The 16,999-nt window shown below is 65.5% G+C and carries 14 protein-coding genes; 2 read left to right on the plus strand and 12 right to left on the minus strand.

Translation table 11 applies throughout. From position 1 onward, the window contains the following. Positions 1–98 precede the first annotated feature (98 nt). Positions 99–1,676, plus strand: coding sequence for a M48 family metalloprotease (locus EP380_RS07825; RefSeq protein ID WP_127597835.1), 1,578 nt, complete (start codon positions 99–101; stop codon positions 1,674–1,676). Positions 1,677–1,719: 43 nt separating this feature from the next. Here EP380_RS07825 and EP380_RS07830 read toward each other — a convergent pair whose 3' ends face one another. Next, a complete protein-coding gene (locus EP380_RS07830; protein WP_127597837.1) occupies positions 1,720–2,589 on the minus strand; it encodes an RNA polymerase factor sigma-32 in 870 nt (289 codons plus the stop codon). Positions 2,590–2,735: 146 nt separating this feature from the next. Here EP380_RS07830 and EP380_RS07835 point away from each other — a divergent pair, with 146 nt between their 5' ends. Continuing rightward, complete coding sequence (locus EP380_RS07835; RefSeq protein WP_127597839.1) at positions 2,736–4,526, plus strand: acyl-CoA dehydrogenase family protein; 1,791 nt, start codon at positions 2,736–2,738, stop codon at positions 4,524–4,526. Positions 4,527–4,570: 44 nt separating this feature from the next. Here EP380_RS07835 and EP380_RS07840 read toward each other — a convergent pair whose 3' ends face one another. From EP380_RS07840 to EP380_RS07895, 11 genes are all read right to left on the minus strand, one after another. Beyond that, positions 4,571–5,818, minus strand: coding sequence for a sensor histidine kinase (locus EP380_RS07840; protein ID WP_127597841.1), 1,248 nt, complete (start codon positions 5,816–5,818; stop codon positions 4,571–4,573). Positions 5,819–5,848: 30 nt separating this feature from the next. Then, the gene (locus tag EP380_RS07845) at positions 5,849–6,541 is read right to left on the minus strand and encodes a response regulator (RefSeq protein ID WP_106570130.1); all 693 of its coding nucleotides are present in this window, start codon (positions 6,539–6,541) and stop codon (positions 5,849–5,851) included. A gap of 41 nt (positions 6,542–6,582) precedes the next feature. Then, positions 6,583–7,134, minus strand: a complete 552-nt coding sequence (locus EP380_RS07850; protein ID WP_127597843.1) for a Spy/CpxP family protein refolding chaperone — start codon at positions 7,132–7,134, stop codon at positions 6,583–6,585. 192 nt (positions 7,135–7,326) lie between these two features. Then, positions 7,327–8,733, minus strand: a complete 1,407-nt coding sequence (gene lpdA, locus EP380_RS07855) for a dihydrolipoyl dehydrogenase (RefSeq protein WP_127597845.1) — start codon at positions 8,731–8,733, stop codon at positions 7,327–7,329. Positions 8,734–8,959: 226 nt separating this feature from the next. Continuing rightward, the gene (locus EP380_RS07865) at positions 8,960–9,511 is read right to left on the minus strand and encodes a hypothetical protein (protein WP_238719778.1); all 552 of its coding nucleotides are present in this window, start codon (positions 9,509–9,511) and stop codon (positions 8,960–8,962) included. Between the two features lie 2 nt (positions 9,512–9,513). Continuing rightward, a complete protein-coding gene (locus tag EP380_RS07870; protein WP_106570133.1) occupies positions 9,514–9,942 on the minus strand; it encodes a VOC family protein in 429 nt (142 codons plus the stop codon). A 57-nt stretch (positions 9,943–9,999) separates the two neighbouring features. Then, on the minus strand, positions 10,000–10,614 hold the full coding sequence (locus EP380_RS07875; RefSeq protein WP_127597847.1) for a LysE family translocator: 615 nt from the start codon (positions 10,612–10,614) through the stop codon (positions 10,000–10,002). Between the two features lie 18 nt (positions 10,615–10,632). Then, entirely contained in the window at positions 10,633–12,213 is a 1,581-nt protein-coding gene (gene odhB, locus EP380_RS07880) for a 2-oxoglutarate dehydrogenase complex dihydrolipoyllysine-residue succinyltransferase (protein WP_127597848.1), read from the minus strand. A 40-nt stretch (positions 12,214–12,253) separates the two neighbouring features. Continuing rightward, entirely contained in the window at positions 12,254–15,241 is a 2,988-nt protein-coding gene (locus EP380_RS07885) for a 2-oxoglutarate dehydrogenase E1 component (protein ID WP_106570136.1), read from the minus strand. Between the two features lie 121 nt (positions 15,242–15,362). Beyond that, on the minus strand, positions 15,363–16,268 hold the full coding sequence (sucD, locus tag EP380_RS07890; protein WP_127597850.1) for a succinate--CoA ligase subunit alpha: 906 nt from the start codon (positions 16,266–16,268) through the stop codon (positions 15,363–15,365). A gap of 106 nt (positions 16,269–16,374) precedes the next feature. Then, positions 16,375–16,995, minus strand: coding sequence for a hypothetical protein (locus tag EP380_RS07895; protein ID WP_127597852.1), 621 nt, complete (start codon positions 16,993–16,995; stop codon positions 16,375–16,377). Positions 16,996–16,999 lie beyond the last annotated feature (4 nt).

Genomic DNA, 16,999 nt, shown 5'->3' on the forward strand with positions numbered 1-16,999 from the left:
GGCCCCGGTAACGGAAAGTTGCCCGCAAGCCGCCAAAATTGTACGCCACATTTATGGCGTTGCAATAAAAGCGTGCGTGATATCGTTCATCATGGCGCATGGCCAAACAGGTGGAGATCGGACGCGCCGCACCTCGCCAGGCCAGGAAAGGAAACGTTCTGTCCACGACAAGCCAGCCAATCCTTGCGGGGCACGAATCGGTGTTTCTCGCCCGCGTGGCGCGCCGCCTTGCCGGCGTGCTTGCGCTCGCGCTGTGGGTTGGCGCGTGCCAGAGCCTGGACGGCGCCATAAGCGAACAGGCCTTCGTGCCGTCCACCAATCCGGTGACCGTCGACACGGTGACGCGCAACGACCGCATGGTCGAACTGGCGCGCGCCCAGCATCCGCGCATCCTGGCAACCTATGGCGGCGAATATTCCGATCCCAAGCTGGAGCGCATGGTCGCCAAGGTGGTCGGCAGCCTCACTCTGGTGTCCGACAGTCCCGAGCAGACCTACCAGATCACCATCCTGAATTCGCCCAACGTCAATGCCTTCGCCCTGCCCGGAGGGTTCCTTTACGTGACCCGTGGCCTGCTGGCGCTCGCCAATGATTCAGCCGAACTGGCCGCCGTCATCGCCCACGAGATGGGTCACGTCACCGCCAATCACGGCCTCCAGCGCCAGCAAAAGGAAGCCGAGGAACTGCTGGCATCCAAGGTGGTCAGCGACGTACTCGGCGGCAGCCAGGTGGCCAAGGCCGCGCTGGTGCGCGGCAAGCTGCGCCTGGCGCAATTTTCGCGCAACCAGGAATTGGAGGCGGACAAGATCGGCATCGGCATGATCGCGGAGGCCGGTTACGACCCTTACGCGGCCGCGCGCTTTCTGCAGTCGATGGCCTCTTATGCCGATTTCCGCAGCATAAGCGGCGCCACGGACGCCAGCCTCGACTTCCTCGCCTCGCACCCCAACGCGCCCCAGCGGATCGACCTGGCACGCGGCCATGCGCAGCGCCACGCACAGGCCGGCGCCGACGGCCGCGATCGCGATTCCTTCCTCGACGGGATCGACGGCATGCTGTTCGGCGACACGCCCGAAGAAGGCTTCGTGCGCGGCAACAATTTCCTGCACCCGCGGCTCGGCATCGCCTTCGCCGTTCCCGATGGATTCGTGATCGACAATTCGGCTACCGCCGTCACCGCCGCCGGCCCCGGCGACGTCGCCATCCGTTTCGACGGCGTCGCGCTCAAGCGCAATGTTTCGCTGGAAGACTATCTGCAATCGGGCTGGGTTACCGGCCTCGATCCCAACAGCATTCGCACGACCACAATCAATGGTAGCCAGGCTGCGACCGCGCTGGCGCGCGCCGAGGGCTGGCAGTTCCACATCGCCGTGTTCCGCGCCGGCGGCCAGGCCTACCGGCTGCTGACCGCCGCGCCGCAGGCAAGCAACGCGCTCATGCCGACGGCAAACACCGTCGCCGGCAGTTTCCGGATACTCAGTGAGTCCGAACGGCGCAACCTCAAGCCGCTACGCGTGCGCGTGGTGACGGTCAAGCCCGGCGAAACGGCGGGCACGCTGGCCGCGCGCATGAGCGGCGTAGGTCGGGCCTTGGAAATGTTCAGGCTGTTGAACGCCATGCCGCCCGGCGCCGGCGTTTCGGCCGGCGAACGGGTCAAGATCGTCACCGATCGCTGAGCCCTGCCGTACCAGCCCCGGAGCAGACCGCGCGCCGCCGCGCTTAGGTCACGAACGGCGATGCATCCGGATGGCGCTCAAGCAGCACGGTTCTCAGCTTCGCAAGGGCCCGGTTTTCGATCTGGCGCACACGCTCCTTGGATACGCCGAGACTGTCGCCCAGGCTTTCCAGCGTCGCGCCGCTCTCGCGCAGGCGGCGCCGTTCGATGATCTCGCGCTCGCGCGGATCCAGAGCCTCCATCGCCTCGCGCAGCCAGCGGCTGCGGCGCTCGCCGTCGATCATGCCGCCGACCGTCTGATCCTGCAAAGGCGCGTCCGAAACCAGAAGGTCCTGGCGTTCCGCGCCCGGCCCGTCCTCCCGGTCGCCAATCGGGGCGTTGAGCGACTGATCCGGTGCCGAAAGCCGCGCGTCCATCAGCGCGACATCCGCCGCAGAAACCCCGATCGTGCTGGCGATCCGGTCGAACAGAACCCCGTCGGGCACGCCCGGATGCGCCCGCGCGAGCTTGGCACGCAATCGCCTGAGACCGAAGAAAAGGGCTTTCTGCGAGGAACTGGTGCCGCCGCGCACGATCGACCAGTTGCGCAGGATGTAATCCTGGATCGAGGCGCGGATCCACCACGCGGCATAGGTCGAAAAGCGCACGCCGCGCTCGGGATCGAACCGTGCGGCCGCCTCGAGCAGCCCGACATGGCCTTCCTGAACGAGTTCGTTCACCGGCAAGCCGTAGCGGCGGAACTTGGCGGCCATCGAGACGGCCAGGCGCATATGCGCCAGGACAACCTGGTGCAGAGCCTCTTGATCCTGCCGTTCCTTCCAGCGCACGGTAAGGGCGTGTTCCTGGTCGCGCTGGAGGTAGGGCGCCTTCATCGCCGCCCGCATCATGCTGTCACTCGCGGTCTGTCTGCTCATGCGGCCCTCTGCTTGCGATGGCATGCACCACGTTCTACGCTTCGGCGACCGGTCTGGATCAGCCGAACGCGGTGCGTCGGAGACATTCCTTTGTGGGGATGGGCCGATCGGTTGAAGGCGAAACGCAAAATGACGGCATTCGTTGCATGATCACCATCGACCGGGCCGATCTCGCCTTTCAACTGCACAACCTGCTCGACACCGCGCGGCTTGCCGAATATCCGCGTTTCGCCGACTATGACGCCGCCGCGATCGACGGCGTCCTCGACACGGCCGAGCGGATCGCCCTCGACCATTTCCTGCCGCATGCGGCCCTGCTCGACGAAAACGAACCCGCCTTTGTCGACGGCAAGGTGGTGATGGACGAGGCCGTCGGCGAAGCGTTGCGGCATTATCGCGTGGCCGGCTTCTTCGGCGCCGCCTTCGACAACGAATGGGGCGGCATGCAGATGCCGGAAACGGTCCGGCAGGCGGCAGCGTTCATGTTCATGATGGCCAATGTCGGCACGTCGGGCTATCCCTTCCTGACCGCCGGCGCCGCCAATCTTGTCGCCAGTTTCGGTAGCCGAACGCAAAAGGAACTGTTCCTGCGCCCGATGGTCGAGGGCCGCTTCTTCGGCACGATGTGCCTGTCCGAACCGCAGGCCGGCTCCTCGCTCAGCGATATCACCACCGGTGCTGTGCCGGCGGGCGACGGCGAGTACCGAATTAGCGGCCGCAAGATGTGGATTTCGGGCGGCGACCACGAGCTCTCCGACAATATCGTCCACATGGTCCTGGCTCGCATCGAGGGCGCGCCGCCCGGCGTTAAAGGCATATCCTTGTTCATCGTGCCCAAATACCGTCTCGGCCCCGACGGCGCGCCCGGAGAGCGCAACGGCGTGGTCTTGGCCGGTTTGAACCACAAGATGGGGTATCGCGGCACCACCAACACGCTGCTTCATTTCGGCGAAGACGAGCCCGCGATCGGCCAACTTCTCGGCGAGCCGCATCGCGGCCTCGCCTATATGTTCCAGATGATGAACGAGGCGCGCATCGGCGTCGGCCTCGGTGCGGTGGCCTTGGCTGCGGCGGGATACCGGGCCTCGCTCGCCTACGCCCGCGAGCGCCCGCAGGGACGCCATCCCGACAGCAAGGATCCGGCGAGCCCGCCGGTGGCCATCATCGAGCACGCCGACGTCAAGCGCCTGCTTCTGGCCCAGAAAGCGGCCGTCGAAGGGGCGCTCGCGCTGGTGCTTTATGCCGCCGACCTCGTCGACCGTATCCGCGTGGCCGAGGACAGCCAGGCCCGTCGCGACGACGAACTGCTGCTCGACCTGTTGACGCCGCTGGTAAAATCCTGGCCGTCCGAATACTGCCTGGAGGCCAACAAGCATGCCATCCAGGTGCTGGGCGGCTATGGCTATACCCGCGACTATCCTGTCGAGCGGCTTTATCGCGACAATCGACTCAACCCGATCCATGAGGGCACCCACGGCATCCAGGGCATGGATCTGCTCGGCCGCAAGGTTTCGCAAGCCGGCGGTGCCGGCGTCAGGACGCTGGCCGAACGCATTATGGAAGACGTCAAGGCCGCGCATGGGCTGGACGGGCTCGCCGGTTTCGCCGAAACGCTCGCCACCCATCTTTCCGAGACGGTCACAACCACCGGCACACTTGCGCGAACGGTCGCGGAAAACCCGCGTCTTGGGCTCGCCAACGCAACGATCTATCTCGACATGCTCGGCCATGTCGTGATCGCCTGGATGTGGTTGAGGCAGGCGATGACCGCTGCAAGCCAACGCGCGAACGGCGACGGCGATCCGGACTTCCTCGACGGCAAGCTCGCCGCCTGCCGCTATTTCTTCGTGCATGAGCTGCCGGTCGCGCGCGTCAAGCGCGAGCTACTCGACAGTCTCGACGACACGACGCTGACGATGCGACCCGCCTGGTTCTGAGCGGGGCCGGCGGGACGCCCGCAATTGCCTGAGCCCTCTCGGCGTCATGCCCGGCGCGGGAAATCCACAACGAACCGAGCGCCGCCGCCCTGCGGGGTTTCGAGCCGGACGCTTGCGCCATGGTGATGGGCGATCTGGCGCACCAGCGACAGGCCGAGCCCCCAACCGCCCGCCGTCTCGCTGCGCCCGGCCGGCCGGTAGAACGGCTCGAACACCCGCTCGCTCTCACCCTCGGGAACGCCCTTGCCGCGGTCCTCGACGCTCAACCGGACGAAATCGGGCGTCAGCGCCACGTTGGCCCTCACCGGCTCGGCGCCGTGGCGCAGCGCGTTCTGCATCAGATTGCGCACCAGCCGGGTGATCAGCCGCGGATCGCCCGTGATCTGTGCCGGCATACCGCTAACCGGAATTTTCAGGCGCGCGCCCTCTTCCGTAACGAGCGCGAGGAGATCGAGCGTCTGGGGATTGTCGAGTCGCTCGAGATGGTCGAGCCGGCTTGCCAGCAGGATCTCGTCGACCAGTTCGTCGATCTCGGCCAGATTGCGGACGATTTCCCGCTTGGTCGCCTCCGCCGGCGCCCGCTCGTAGAGGTCGATCGCCATGCGCAGCCGGGCAAGCGGCGAGCGCAGTTCATGACTGGCATTGGCCAGCAGGCTGCGGTGGGCGGTAATCAGATGCTCGATCTGGGCTGCGGCCCGATTGAAGCTTTTCGCCACCGCCGCCACCTCGTCGCGACCGCGATCGTCGACGCGCGTCACCAGCGCGCCTTCGCCCCAGGCGTCGACCCCGCGCCGCAGCCGTTCCAGGCGCCGCGTCAACTGCCGCACCACCGGATAGGCGGCCAGGCCGATAACACCGGCGATCAGCGCCAGATAGGCGATCGGATTGCGGCCGGGAGGCCCGAACGGCCGCTCCCTGCGCGCGGCCAGCGCGCGTCCGTCGGGAAGCCGCATGACGAAGACATGCCCGCCGCCGTTTCGCGCGTGCCGCCCGGGCCGGCCCAGCACAGCGGCATCGATCGGCGCGCCGGCGCGCGCCAGCACAAGACCGTCCCGGTCGAACAGGGTGAGATCGGTGTCGAACGTCTCGGACAGGCGCGTCAGGGTCGCCGCGATTTCCGCCGGCCGGCCGTCGGCCGGCAGGATCGCCGCCACGAACAGATCGCGCTGGGCGCGCCAGCCGGTGTCGCGCTCGTCCAAGCCGATACGCACGACAACGGCGCCGACGAGCGCGACCACGGCGAGACTGGTCAGCAGGGTCAGATACATCTTGAGAAAAAGACTGCCGCGCATGAGCCGGTCCCGGTCCAGACAAGGAGAAAGCTAGAGATCGTCCTGGTAGCGCGCGAACACATAGCCCGCGCCACGCACCGTGATCAGCCGCCGCGGATGTTTCGGGTCGGTCTCGATCGCGGCGCGGATGCGCGAAACATGCACGTCGATCGATCGGTCGAACGCCTCGAGTTCCTCGCCGCGCGTCATGTCCATGAGCTGGTCGCGCGACAGGGTCCGTCCGGCATTCCTGGCCAGCGCCAGAAGAAGGTCGAACTGATGACTGGTCAGCCTGCACTCGGTCCCGTCGAGCCGCGCCGCGCGCGAGCCCGGATCGATCTCCAGCCGCCCGAAGCGCAACACACGCTCGCCGCCCGTGCCGCGACGCCGGCGTAGGATCGCCTTGAGCCGGGCGAGCAATTCGCGCGGGTTGAACGGTTTCGGCAAATAATCGTCCGCGCCGAGTTCGAGCCCGACGATGCGGTCGGTCTCTTCTCCCTTCGCCGTCAACATCAGCACCGGAACGTCGGAGACCGCGCGGATGCGCCGGCAGGTCTCGAACCCGTCAATATCCGGCAGCATGATGTCGAGAATGACGGCGTCCGGCGCCTGCTTCTGCAATTCCGACAACCCGTCCGCCGCGCTCGCCGCGCTTCGCACGGCAAATCCGTTCCCGGTCAGATAGTCGGCCAGCATGGCGGACAGGCGGGTATCGTCGTCGACGATCAGCACCTGTTCCGCCATGCCCAGCCTCCTTTCATGACCACCGGCCCGAAAGCCGTTTGTCAGCGGCGATGATGCCTGCCGCGCTTTCCGATATGCTCGGCGAGCTTGGCGCGCTGCTCCGGCGTCAGCACCTCGGCCGCGTCGAGCAGCGCCGCCGTCATCTTGCGCGAGACCTCGTCCATTGCCTGCACCCGCTCGCCCCGCAGCTTTTCAGCCGCCTCGCGGTCGACGGTCGGTGCGCTGATGATATTGACGATATCCTTGCGCGTGTCACGGAATTCGCGGATCATCGGCCGCATTTCGGCGCGCGCGGCATCGATGATTTCCCACAATTTGTCCTGCTGCTCGTCCGTGGCGCCAATCTCGTCCAGCATATGGCCCATCCGCCGCTCCATCATGAAACCGCCCATGCCGCCCATGCGAGCCTTAAGGAACTGGCCGCCCATATGTGCGTCTGCCCCCCCGAAGCCGCCGCCGGCCGCAGCCACAAGGCCGGTTCCGGCGATCGCCGCCAGGGCCAGCCCGCCCACGACCGCACCGCGCATCCAGCCGCGCGAGCGCGACGACCCGGTGTTGATCGAATCGTCGAAATGATGCTTGTCGTCCTGCATGGTCTTGATCCTCTGTTCGGCAGCACCGTCGCTGCGATGGGATCACACTAAGCGGCCAACGTTTCCCGCCTTACCGGTCAATGTAAAGAAGTGTGAAGCGGTATCGGACCCAAGCGACACCGCGCCTGCTCACGAAAAAAGCCCGGTCGGTGTCCGACCGGGCGTCCTTTCGTCGACCGGAGTTCGGTCGAACTACATATGGATCGGTTTGGCGAAAGTGGCGAGCGCCGCTTCCTTGACCGATTCCGACATGGTCGGATGACCGTGACATGTGCGGGCCAGATCCTCGGACGAGCCGCCGAACTCCATCAGAACCGCGACTTCCTGGATCAGTTCGCCGGCTCCGAAGCCAACAATATGCGCACCGAGCACGCGGTCGGTCTTCTTATCGGCGAGGATCTTAACGAATCCGTCGGTTTTCAGCATCGCGCGCGCACGCCCATTGGCGGAGAACGGGAACTTTCCGGCCCGGTAGTCGACGCCGGCCTTTTTCAGCTCTTCCTCGGTCTTGCCGATCGAAGCGACTTCGGGACTGGTGTAGACGACGCTCGGAATGACGTCGTAATTCACGTGGCCGGCCTGGCCGGCGATGATCTCGGCAACCGCAACGCCTTCGTCCTCGGCTTTGTGCGCCAGCATCGGGCCGGCGATCACGTCACCGATCGCGTAGATACCCGGGATCGAGGTGCGGAAATGACTGTCCGTGCGCACCCGTCCGCGCTCGTCGAGCACGATGCCGGCCTGTTCGCAACCGAGACCCTCGATGAACGGCTTGCGCCCGGTCGCCACCAGCACGACATCGGCGTCGAGCGTTTCGGCCTCGCCGCCCTTGACGGGCTCGAAGCTGACGGTCGCTCCCTTCTTGGCCTTTTTCACCCCGGTCACCTTCTGGCCGAGCTTGAAATCGAAGCCCTGCTTGCCGAGCATGCGCTGGAACTGCTTGGCGACCTCGCCGTCCATGCCGCCGAGAATCGTGTCGAGAAACTCCACCACCGTGACCTTTGCGCCGAGGCGCGCCCAAACCGAACCCAGCTCGAGCCCGATCACGCCGCCGCCGACCACTACCATCGAGGACGGCACCTTTTCCAGCGCCAGCGCACCCGTCGACGACACGACCGTCTTTTCGTCGAACTCCAGCTCGACACCGGGAATGCCGGCGACGTCGGAACCGGTGGCGATCACGATGTTCTTGGCCTCAACCTCCCTGGTCGCGCCATCGGCGTCGGTCACTTCCAGCTTGCCTTCGCCGATGATCCGGCCGGTGCCGCGCAAGCCGTCGATCTTGTTCTTCTTGAACAGGAAATCGAGACCCTTGGTGTTCTGGTCCACCGTTTGGGTCTTGTGCGCCATCATCGCCTTGAGATTGAGCTTCGGCTTGCCGACCTCGACGCCCAGCGCCTCCAGGCCGTGCCCGGCCTCCATGAAGGCTTCAGAGGCGTGCAGCAACGCCTTGGAGGGAATGCAACCGACATTGACGCAGGTCCCCCCATAGGTCGGGCGCTTTTCCACCACCGCCGTCTTCAGCCCCAGCTGTGCGGCCTTGATGGCGCAGACATATCCGCCCGGCCCGCCCCCGATCACGACAACGTCATATGTCATGGCTGCTTCCTTTCATTCGGTTCTTTCAGCGGCCGCCGCCCAGTTTTGGGATCGCGCCCGTGGTATAGGACGCCTCGTCGGACAAATGCCAGAGCGCGGCCGATGCAATTTCGTCTGGTCTGCCTTCCCGCTTCATCACCACGGAGCAGCCCAGTCGTCCGGGGCAGAGTTCTCGGTTGCCGCGCCGCCGGAACTGACGGGCTGGGCACAAGCACGCTGCCGTCGCTCATTCCTGGCACCCGCTGAGCGCGAACACGTCCCACGGAAGCACGCTGACGCCGTCGGCGCCGTAAATGCGCGAATGGCGGACCGCCGCGCCGAAACCGGGTAGAAGCAACTGTGCGGCCGCCGGCTTGCCGCGCTCCGGCATCGTCGTGACAGTGCCGCCGGCGTCGATGCCGTAGATCGGCCCTTCCCAGATCGTGCAGGCCGCCAGCTCCTCGCCGGTGACGTCGCCGTCCGGACATTGGTGCATCGCCAGACCGTAAGGCCGCGCGCCCGGATCGGTTTGCATCACGATGCCGTCGAGCACGACGCCGTTCTGCGCGAAGGCCAGCTTGAATTCGATCGCGTGCAGAGCCGCGCCCGGCAGCGCAGGACGAAAATCGATCCCCGCCGACCCTTCACGTTCGGAATAGACGGCCAGTTCCTGCGGACAAGCCGCGCGGGCCTCGGCGTACGGAAAGGCCAGCACCGCGAGCGCGGCGACAGCCGCGCGCACCCCGTACCCGTATCGGCCGCGCGCGGGAGCGGGCCGGGCCTGCGCGGCACCCTTCATCGCTACCCGCCTTGTTCCAGTGGCGCGTTGAACGACCACACATGGCCGAACGGATCGCGGATCTTGCCGTAGCGGGCGCCCCAGAACTGGTCGTCGACCGGCAAAACGACCTGCGCGCCCGCCGCCACGGCACGCGCGACAGCGGCGTCGACTTCATCCGGCTTGGCGAGGTTGATGTTGACGGTCGCGCTCGCCCCGCCGCGCGAGGTCGGCCCCAGCACATCCTTGGAGATTTCGGGAAACTCGTCCTGCAGCATGACTTCCGAGCCGAACATCGACAGGTTGGCATGCAGCACGCGTTCCCCGTCTTCGGCCATCTGCTCGAACGTCTCCACGGCGCCGAACGCCGCCTCGTAGAAGGCGATCGCCGCCTTGCCGTCCTTGACGCATAAATGAACCTGGATCGGGGGAATCTCCGGCTCGAAGCCCATATCAGTTCAGTCCTGTTTGTTGGTCAGCGCCTGCCCCGGACACGCCGGCATCCCGTCCTAGCGCTGCGCGAGCGCAAGCCGCAGGCCGAACCCCGCGAAAGCCAGGGCAACCGTACGCCGCATCCAGCGCAGCGCCGTTTCACTCGTCAGCAGCCTCGCGCCGATCATCGCCGCGAAACTGCCATAGATGACGAAGACTGCGAAGGTCATCGCCATGAACACCACGCCCAACCCCAGCATTCGGCCGACGGGCGCGGCCGCCGCCGGATCGATAAACTGCGGCAGGAAGGCGAGAAAAAACACCGACAATTTCGGGTTGAGGATGTTGATCAGAAACCCCGTGCGTACCGTCGCCAGCAGGCCCGGGGCCGGCCGGCGGCCGCCGTCGAGCCGCATCGGACCGCTTTCCTGGAGCGTGCGCCAGGCCAAATAGAGGAGATAGGCGGCGCCGGCATATTTGAGCACCTGGAACAAAACCGCGCTGGTGTGCAGGATCGCGGCCAGGCCAAGCACCGAGGCGAGGATGGCGGGAACGATGCCGAGCGTGCAGCCGAAGGCGGCGGCGATACTGGCCCGCCGCCCGGCCGAAAGCCCGGTCGCGATCGTATAGACCACGCCGGTGCCCGGCACGAGAATGACGATCAGCGCGGTGATCAGGTACTCGATGCTCATCGCCACACCTCCCGGCGCTTAGAGGTCCAGTACCAGCCTTTCCGGATCTTCCAGGCTTTCCTTGACCCGGACCAGGAAGGTGACCGCCTCCTTGCCGTCGACGATACGATGATCGTAGGACAGCGCAAGATACATCATCGGCCGAATCTTGATTTCACCGCCCACCACCATTGGCCGTTCCTGGATCTTGTGCATGCCCAGAATGCCCGATTGCGGCGCGTTGAGGATCGGCGTCGACATCAGCGATCCGTAGACGCCGCCGTTGGAAATAGTGAAGGTACCGCCCTGCATGTCGGCGAGCGCCAGCTTGCCGTCCCGGGCCGCCGCGCCCAGCCGGCCGATCTCCTTCTCGACCTCGGCAATTCCCATCTGGTCGGCATCGCGCACCACCGGCACCACAAGCCCCTTGTCGGTGCCGACGGCGACGCCGACGTGACAGAAATTCTTGTAGATGATGTCGGTGCCGTCGATCTCGGCATTCACGGCCGGGATTTCCTTCAGCGCGTGACAGACCGCCTTGGTGAAGAAACCCATGAAGCCGAGCTTCACGCCGTGCTTCTTTTCGAACAAATCCTTGTAGCGCTTGCGCAGCTCCATCACCGCGCCCAGATCGACCTCGTTGAAGGTCGTCAGCATGGCCGCGGTATCCTGCGCTTCCTTCAGGCGACGCGCGATCGTCTGGCGCAGGCGCGTCATCTTCACGCGTTCCTCGCGCGGTTCATCGGCGTCCGAGGACGGCGCGCGCGCCACTTTCGGCGTCTCCGTTGCCGCGCTCGCCGCCCCGCGGGCCGGTTCGCCGGCACCCTTGGTGGCCGCGCCGGCGTCCTTGCCGCGCTCAAGCGCCGCCAAAACGTCGGATTTCAGGATCTGGCCTTCCTTGCCCGATCCGGCGATGTCGCCGGCCTCGAGCTTGTTTTCTTCCATCAGCTTCTGGGCGGCCGGCGCCGGCGGGCGCGAAGATTCCGTGCCGCCACCGCCGTGGCGCGCATCGCGCGCCGCCGTCGATGCGGACTCGCCGGTCGTCGCCGCGGCGCCTGCCTCGATGCGCGCCAGCAATGCCCCCACTTCGACCTCGTCGCCCTTTTTGACCGCGAGTTCGCGCAGCACCCCGTCGACCGGCGCCATCACTTCCTGGGCCGCCTTGTCGGTCTCCAGCTCCAGGATCGGCTCATCCGCTTTCACCGCATCGCCGACGGCCTTGTAGACCTCGCCGACCTGGGCCTCGGTTACGGATTCGCCGGCCGACGGCACGTTGACGTCGACCAGCTTGCCGCTGCTCGGCGAGGGGGCCGCCTCGCGCCCGCCCTCAGCCGCCTTCGGGCTCTGCTTCTTGTCGTCGTTCTTGGCAGCGGCCGATGCGCCCGCCTCGCCGAGCGTGCCCAAAAGCGCGCCCACCTCGACGGTCTCGCCTTCCTGAACGGCGATTTCGCTAAGCGTGCCGGCGGCGGGAGCCGGCACCTCCAGGGTCACCTTGTCGGTCTCCAGTTCAACGATCGGCTCGTCGGCGGCGACTGATTCGCCCACCTTCTTGAACCAGCGGCCGACGGTGGCTTCGGTGACCGATTCACCGAGCGTGGGAACGCGAATTTCGCTTGCCATGATATATGCTTCCGTTGCCTTCAATTGGACCCGGACGGGTTCATTCGCCGAGCGCGTCTTCGAGGAACGCCTCGAGCTGCGCAAGATGTTTGGACATCAGCCCGGTCGCCGGCGAGGCCGCGGCCGGACGGCCGGCATAACGCACGCGCTGATGTTTGGCGTCGATATGGGCAAGCACCCATTCCAGATAGGGATCGATGAACGACCAGGCACCCATATTCTTGGGCTCCTCCTGACACCACACCATTTCCGCGTTGCGGAACCGTGACAGCTCGTTGATCAGCGCCTTGGCCGGGAACGGGTAGAGTTGCTCGACCCTGAGCAGGTAGACATCGTCGATGCCGCGATTCTCTCGGTCCTCGTAGAGATCGTAATAGACCTTGCCCGAGCACAAAACGACACGCCGGATCTTGGAATCCTTGACCAGCTTGATCTTCTGGTCCGGCAACATCTGCGCGTCGTCCCACAACAGCCTGTGAAACGTGCTTTCGCCCGCCATTTCCGCCAGCGTCGACACCGCGCGCTTGTGGCGCAGCAGCGATTTCGGCGTCATTAGGATCAGCGGTTTGCGGAAATCGCGTTTCAGCTGCCGGCGCAGGATGTGGAAATAGTTGGCCGGCGTGGTGACGTTGGCGACCTGCATATTGTCCTCGGCGCACAATTGCAGGAATCGTTCCAGCCGCGCGGACGAATGCTCGGGCCCCTGCCCCTCGTAGCCGTGCGGCAACAGGCAGACCAGCCCGGACATGCGCAGCCATTTGCGCTCGCCCGACGAGATGAACTGGTCGAACACCACCTGGGCGCCGTTGACGAAATCGCCGAACTGGGCCTCCCACAGCACCAAGGCCCGCGGATCGGCCAGCGAATAGCCGTATTCGAAGCCGAGCACGGCCTCTTCCGACAGCATCGAGTTGATGACCTCGTAATGGGCCTGCGCGGGACCGAGATTGTTGAGCGGGATGAAGCGTCGCTCGTCCCTTTGGTCGTAGAGCACGGAGTGCCGCTGCGAAAAGGTGCCGCGCTCCGAATCCTGCCCCGACAAGCGCACCGGCGTGCCGTCCTGAAGGATCGCGCCGAACGCCAGCGCTTCCGCCAGCGCCCAGTCGATGCCCTCGCCGGCGTCCAGTGCCTTGCGGCGGTTTTCCAGGAAGCGGTTGATCGTGCGGTGCGCCTCGAAATCCTTGGGCACCTCGGTCAGCTTCTTGCCGATCTCCTTCAGCGTCTTCAGCGGCACAGCCGTCTTGCCGCGACGCTGTTCGTCCTGATTGTCGGCCGTCCTCAGCCCCGACCAGGCGCCGTCCAGCCAGTCCGCCTTGTTGGGCTTGTAGGTTTGGCCGGCCTCGAACTCCTCTTCCAGCCGGGCGCGCCAGTCCGCCTTGAGCTTTTCGAACTCGCCCTCGGTGATCAGGCCTTCCGCGATCAGCTTCTTGCCGTAGATCTGGGCGGTCGTGGGATGCGTCCGGATCTTCTTGTACATCATCGGCTGGGTGAAGGCCGGCTCGTCGCCCTCGTTATGGCCGAAGCGCCGGTAGCAGAACATGTCGATGACCACCGGCTTGTGGAACTTCATCCGGAACTCGGTCGCCACCTTGGCGGCGTAGACCACGGCCTCGGGATCGTCGCCGTTGACGTGGAAGATCGGCGCCTCGATCATCTTGGCGACGTCGGACGGATAGGGCGAGGAGCGCGAGAAGCGCGGATTCGTGGTAAAGCCGATCTGGTTGTTGATGATGAAGTGAAGCGTTCCCGCCACGCGGTGCCCGCGCAGGCCCGACAGGCCCAGACACTCCGCGACCACGCCCTGGCCGGCAAAGGCGGCATCGCCGTGCAGGAGCAACGGCAGCACCTTCACGCGTTCGGGCAGCGGCACGATCTCCTCGCGCTTACGCCCGAAAATCTGGTCCTGCTTGGCGCGCGCCTTACCCATCACCACCGGATTGACGATTTCCAGATGGGACGGGTTGGCGGTCAGCGACAGATGCACCGTGTTGCCGTCGAATTCGCGGTCCGACGAGGCACCGAGATGGTACTTGACGTCGCCAGACCCTTCGACGTCGTCGGGCGCGAAGGAGCCGCCCTTGAATTCGTGGAAGATCGCCCGGTGCGGCTTGCCCATCACCTGCGACAGCACGTTGAGCCGGCCGCGATGGGCCATGCCAAGCACGACTTCCTTCATCCCGAGCGCACCGCCGCGCTTCAATATCTGTTCCAACGCCGGTATTAAAGCCTCGGCGCCGTCGAGGCCGAACCGCTTTGTGCCCTTGTACTTGACGTCGATGAACTGTTCGAAGCCTTCCGATTCGACGAGCTTCTGCAGGATGGCCAGCTTGCCGTTGGTGGTGAAGGCAATACCCTTGTCCGGGCCTTCGATCCGCTCCTGGATCCACGCTTTCTCCTCCGGATTGGAGATGTGCATGAACTCCACGCCGAGCGTCGAGCAGTAGGTGCGCCTGAGAATGTCGAGCATTTCGCGGATGGTTGCGAATTCCAGCCCCAGCACGTGATCGATGAAGATCGGCTTGTCGTAGTCGGCCTCGGTGAAGCCATAGGCTTCCGGCGACAGTTCGTTATAGTCCTCGAGCGGATTTGCCAGGCCGAGCGGATCGAGATTGGCATGCAGATGGCCGCGCATGCGATAGGCGCGGATCATCATGATCGCGCGCACGGAATTGCGCGTCGAGCGCAGCATTTCCTCGTCGCTGAGCGTGACACCGCCCTTGGCGGCCTTCTCCTTTATCTTGCCGGAAAGGCGGGTTTCGACCTGTGCCCAGTCGCCGTCGAAAGCCGACACCAGTTCGCCATTGGCCGTGATCGGCCAGTTCGCACGCTCCCAGGAGGCCCCCTGCGCGTTCTTGCGCACATCGTCGGCGTCGTCCTTGAGTTGAGCGAAATAATCGCGCCAATCCGCATCGACGGACGCCGGATCGTCCTGATAGGCGGCGTAGAGCTCCTCGATATAGTGGGCGTTGCCGCCGTAGAGGAAGGAGGTGATCGAGAACCGGTCGTTGGCCTGATCCTGCCGTGACATTACCCTGTCGGAGCCTGTGCGCCCCGTCCCTAGTTTTAAGTCCGCCCGCCGCCGCGCGGTCGAGCATTGTTCTTGTTCGTCAGCCCCATGCGTCGCCATCGTGGCCAACACATGGCAGCGATCAGCCCTTGATCGCTTCGAGCAGAGTCTGGCCCAGCCGCGCCGGCGACGGCGACACCTTGATGCCGGCTGCCTCCATCGCCGCGATCTTGTCTTCCGCGCCGCCCTTGCCGCCGGAGATCACCGCGCCGGCATGGCCCATGGTGCGTCCGGGCGGCGCCGTGCGCCCGGCGATGAAGCCGGCCATCGGCTTGCTGCGTCCCTTCTTGGCCTCGTCCTTCAAAAACTGCGCGGCGTCTTCCTCGGCCGAGCCGCCGATCTCGCCGATCATGATGATGGATTCGGTCTCCGGATCGGCCAAAAACATCTCCAGCACATCGATGAACTCGGTGCCCTTGACCGGATCGCCGCCGATGCCGACCGCCGTCGTCTGACCGAGCCCGGCATTGGTGGTCTGGAACACCGCCTCGTAGGTGAGCGTGCCCGAGCGCGAGACGACGCCCACCGAACCTTTCTTGAAGATGTTGCCCGGCATGATGCCGATCTTGCATTCGTTCGGCGTCAGCACGCCCGGGCAGTTCGGGCCGATCAGACGCGAGCTCGACCGGTCGAGCCTGGCCTTGACCTTGACCATGTCCATGACCGGAATGCCCTCCGTGATGCACACGATCAGCGGGATCTCGGCCTCGATCGCCTCGATAATGGCAGCCGCAGCGCCCGCCGGCGGCACGTAGACGACCGAGGCGTTGGCGCCGGTCTTTTCCTTGCCTTCGGCGACCGTGGCGAAGATCGGCAATTGCGCGCCGCTTTCGACCGAACCCCAGGTCTCGCCACCCTTCTTCGGGTGGACGCCGCCAACCATCTTGGTGCCGTGATAGGCCAGCGCCTGCTCCGTGTGGAAGGTGCCGGTCTTGCCGGTCAGGCCCTGGACGAGAACTTTGGTGTCTTGGTTGACGAGAATGGACATGCGAACGGTAACTCCAGAGCCTGTCAGGGTTCGATTGGGAAAGCCGCGCCGGCGTGCGCGGCCGGCAGGGCGGTTGGGGCGGAAGCGCAGGCGGCGTTGAAGCGGATCACTCCTCGTCCTCCCGCGGCTGCGAGGTCGAGAATTTAAGCATCTGGCCGTCGAAGCCGGCCTGTTCGGCGTGCGGACTGCCGGGCGGAATGAAGGTCAGATAGGTATCGAGAGTACGCGGCATCGACGGCGGCGGCCCCCACAGATGGGAAACCACGGTCTCGTCGCTGTGCGACTGCGCCGGCTTGACGCCCAGAACATCGGACACCGCGGCGGCCGCGACCGGCTCCGTCGCCTCGAAATCGTAGAGATAGCAGCCGATTGCATCGAGAGACTCCGAGAGCATCAGCGAGACGACAAGATGCAGCATGCGACCTTCCACGTCCCGCGCGAAGGTCTGCGCGCGAAACGACATGCCGGGCATGTCGGCCTTGGCCGCCTCGAACGCGGCCGCCGACTTCGCCATCAGGGCACCGAACTCGCTCTGGCCGGCGGGCGCGAAAACATCCCAGCCCACCTCCCTGGCCTGGGCAAGCGTGCCCTCGTAGCTCAGGCGCTGCGGCACGCAGCTTTCTTGGAAGGTTGTCGCGAAACGCGTCGACCATTCCTCGCCCGCCTGAACGCCTGACGGTGCCGACAGCGCCGTCACGAGCACGACAATGGATGCGACGCGTCGCACGCGA

Source organism: Nitratireductor alexandrii (assembly GCF_004000215.1).
GTDB classification, from domain to species: Bacteria; Pseudomonadota; Alphaproteobacteria; order Rhizobiales; family Rhizobiaceae; genus Mangrovimarina; species Mangrovimarina alexandrii.

What these genes read in the sequence shown, in the direction of transcription:
- EP380_RS07825 (WP_127597835.1), top strand. Translation starts at nt 99, where the DNA reads ATGGCCAAACAGGTGGAGATCGGACGCGCCGCACCTCGCCAGGCCAGG.
- EP380_RS07830 (WP_127597837.1), bottom strand. Translation starts at nt 2,589, where the DNA reads ATGAGCAGACAGACCGCGAGTGACAGCATGATGCGGGCGGCGATGAAG.
- EP380_RS07835 (WP_127597839.1), top strand. Translation starts at nt 2,736, where the DNA reads ATGATCACCATCGACCGGGCCGATCTCGCCTTTCAACTGCACAACCTG.
- EP380_RS07840 (WP_127597841.1), bottom strand. Translation starts at nt 5,818, where the DNA reads ATGCGCGGCAGTCTTTTTCTCAAGATGTATCTGACCCTGCTGACCAGT.
- EP380_RS07845 (WP_106570130.1), bottom strand. Translation starts at nt 6,541, where the DNA reads ATGGCGGAACAGGTGCTGATCGTCGACGACGATACCCGCCTGTCCGCC.
- EP380_RS07850 (WP_127597843.1), bottom strand. Translation starts at nt 7,134, where the DNA reads ATGCAGGACGACAAGCATCATTTCGACGATTCGATCAACACCGGGTCG.
- lpdA (WP_127597845.1), bottom strand. Translation starts at nt 8,733, where the DNA reads ATGACATATGACGTTGTCGTGATCGGGGGCGGGCCGGGCGGATATGTC.
- EP380_RS07865 (WP_238719778.1), bottom strand. Translation starts at nt 9,511, where the DNA reads ATGAAGGGTGCCGCGCAGGCCCGGCCCGCTCCCGCGCGCGGCCGATAC.
- EP380_RS07870 (WP_106570133.1), bottom strand. Translation starts at nt 9,942, where the DNA reads ATGGGCTTCGAGCCGGAGATTCCCCCGATCCAGGTTCATTTATGCGTC.
- EP380_RS07875 (WP_127597847.1), bottom strand. Translation starts at nt 10,614, where the DNA reads ATGAGCATCGAGTACCTGATCACCGCGCTGATCGTCATTCTCGTGCCG.
- odhB (WP_127597848.1), bottom strand. Translation starts at nt 12,213, where the DNA reads ATGGCAAGCGAAATTCGCGTTCCCACGCTCGGTGAATCGGTCACCGAA.
- EP380_RS07885 (WP_106570136.1), bottom strand. Translation starts at nt 15,241, where the DNA reads ATGTCACGGCAGGATCAGGCCAACGACCGGTTCTCGATCACCTCCTTC.
- sucD (WP_127597850.1), bottom strand. Translation starts at nt 16,268, where the DNA reads ATGTCCATTCTCGTCAACCAAGACACCAAAGTTCTCGTCCAGGGCCTG.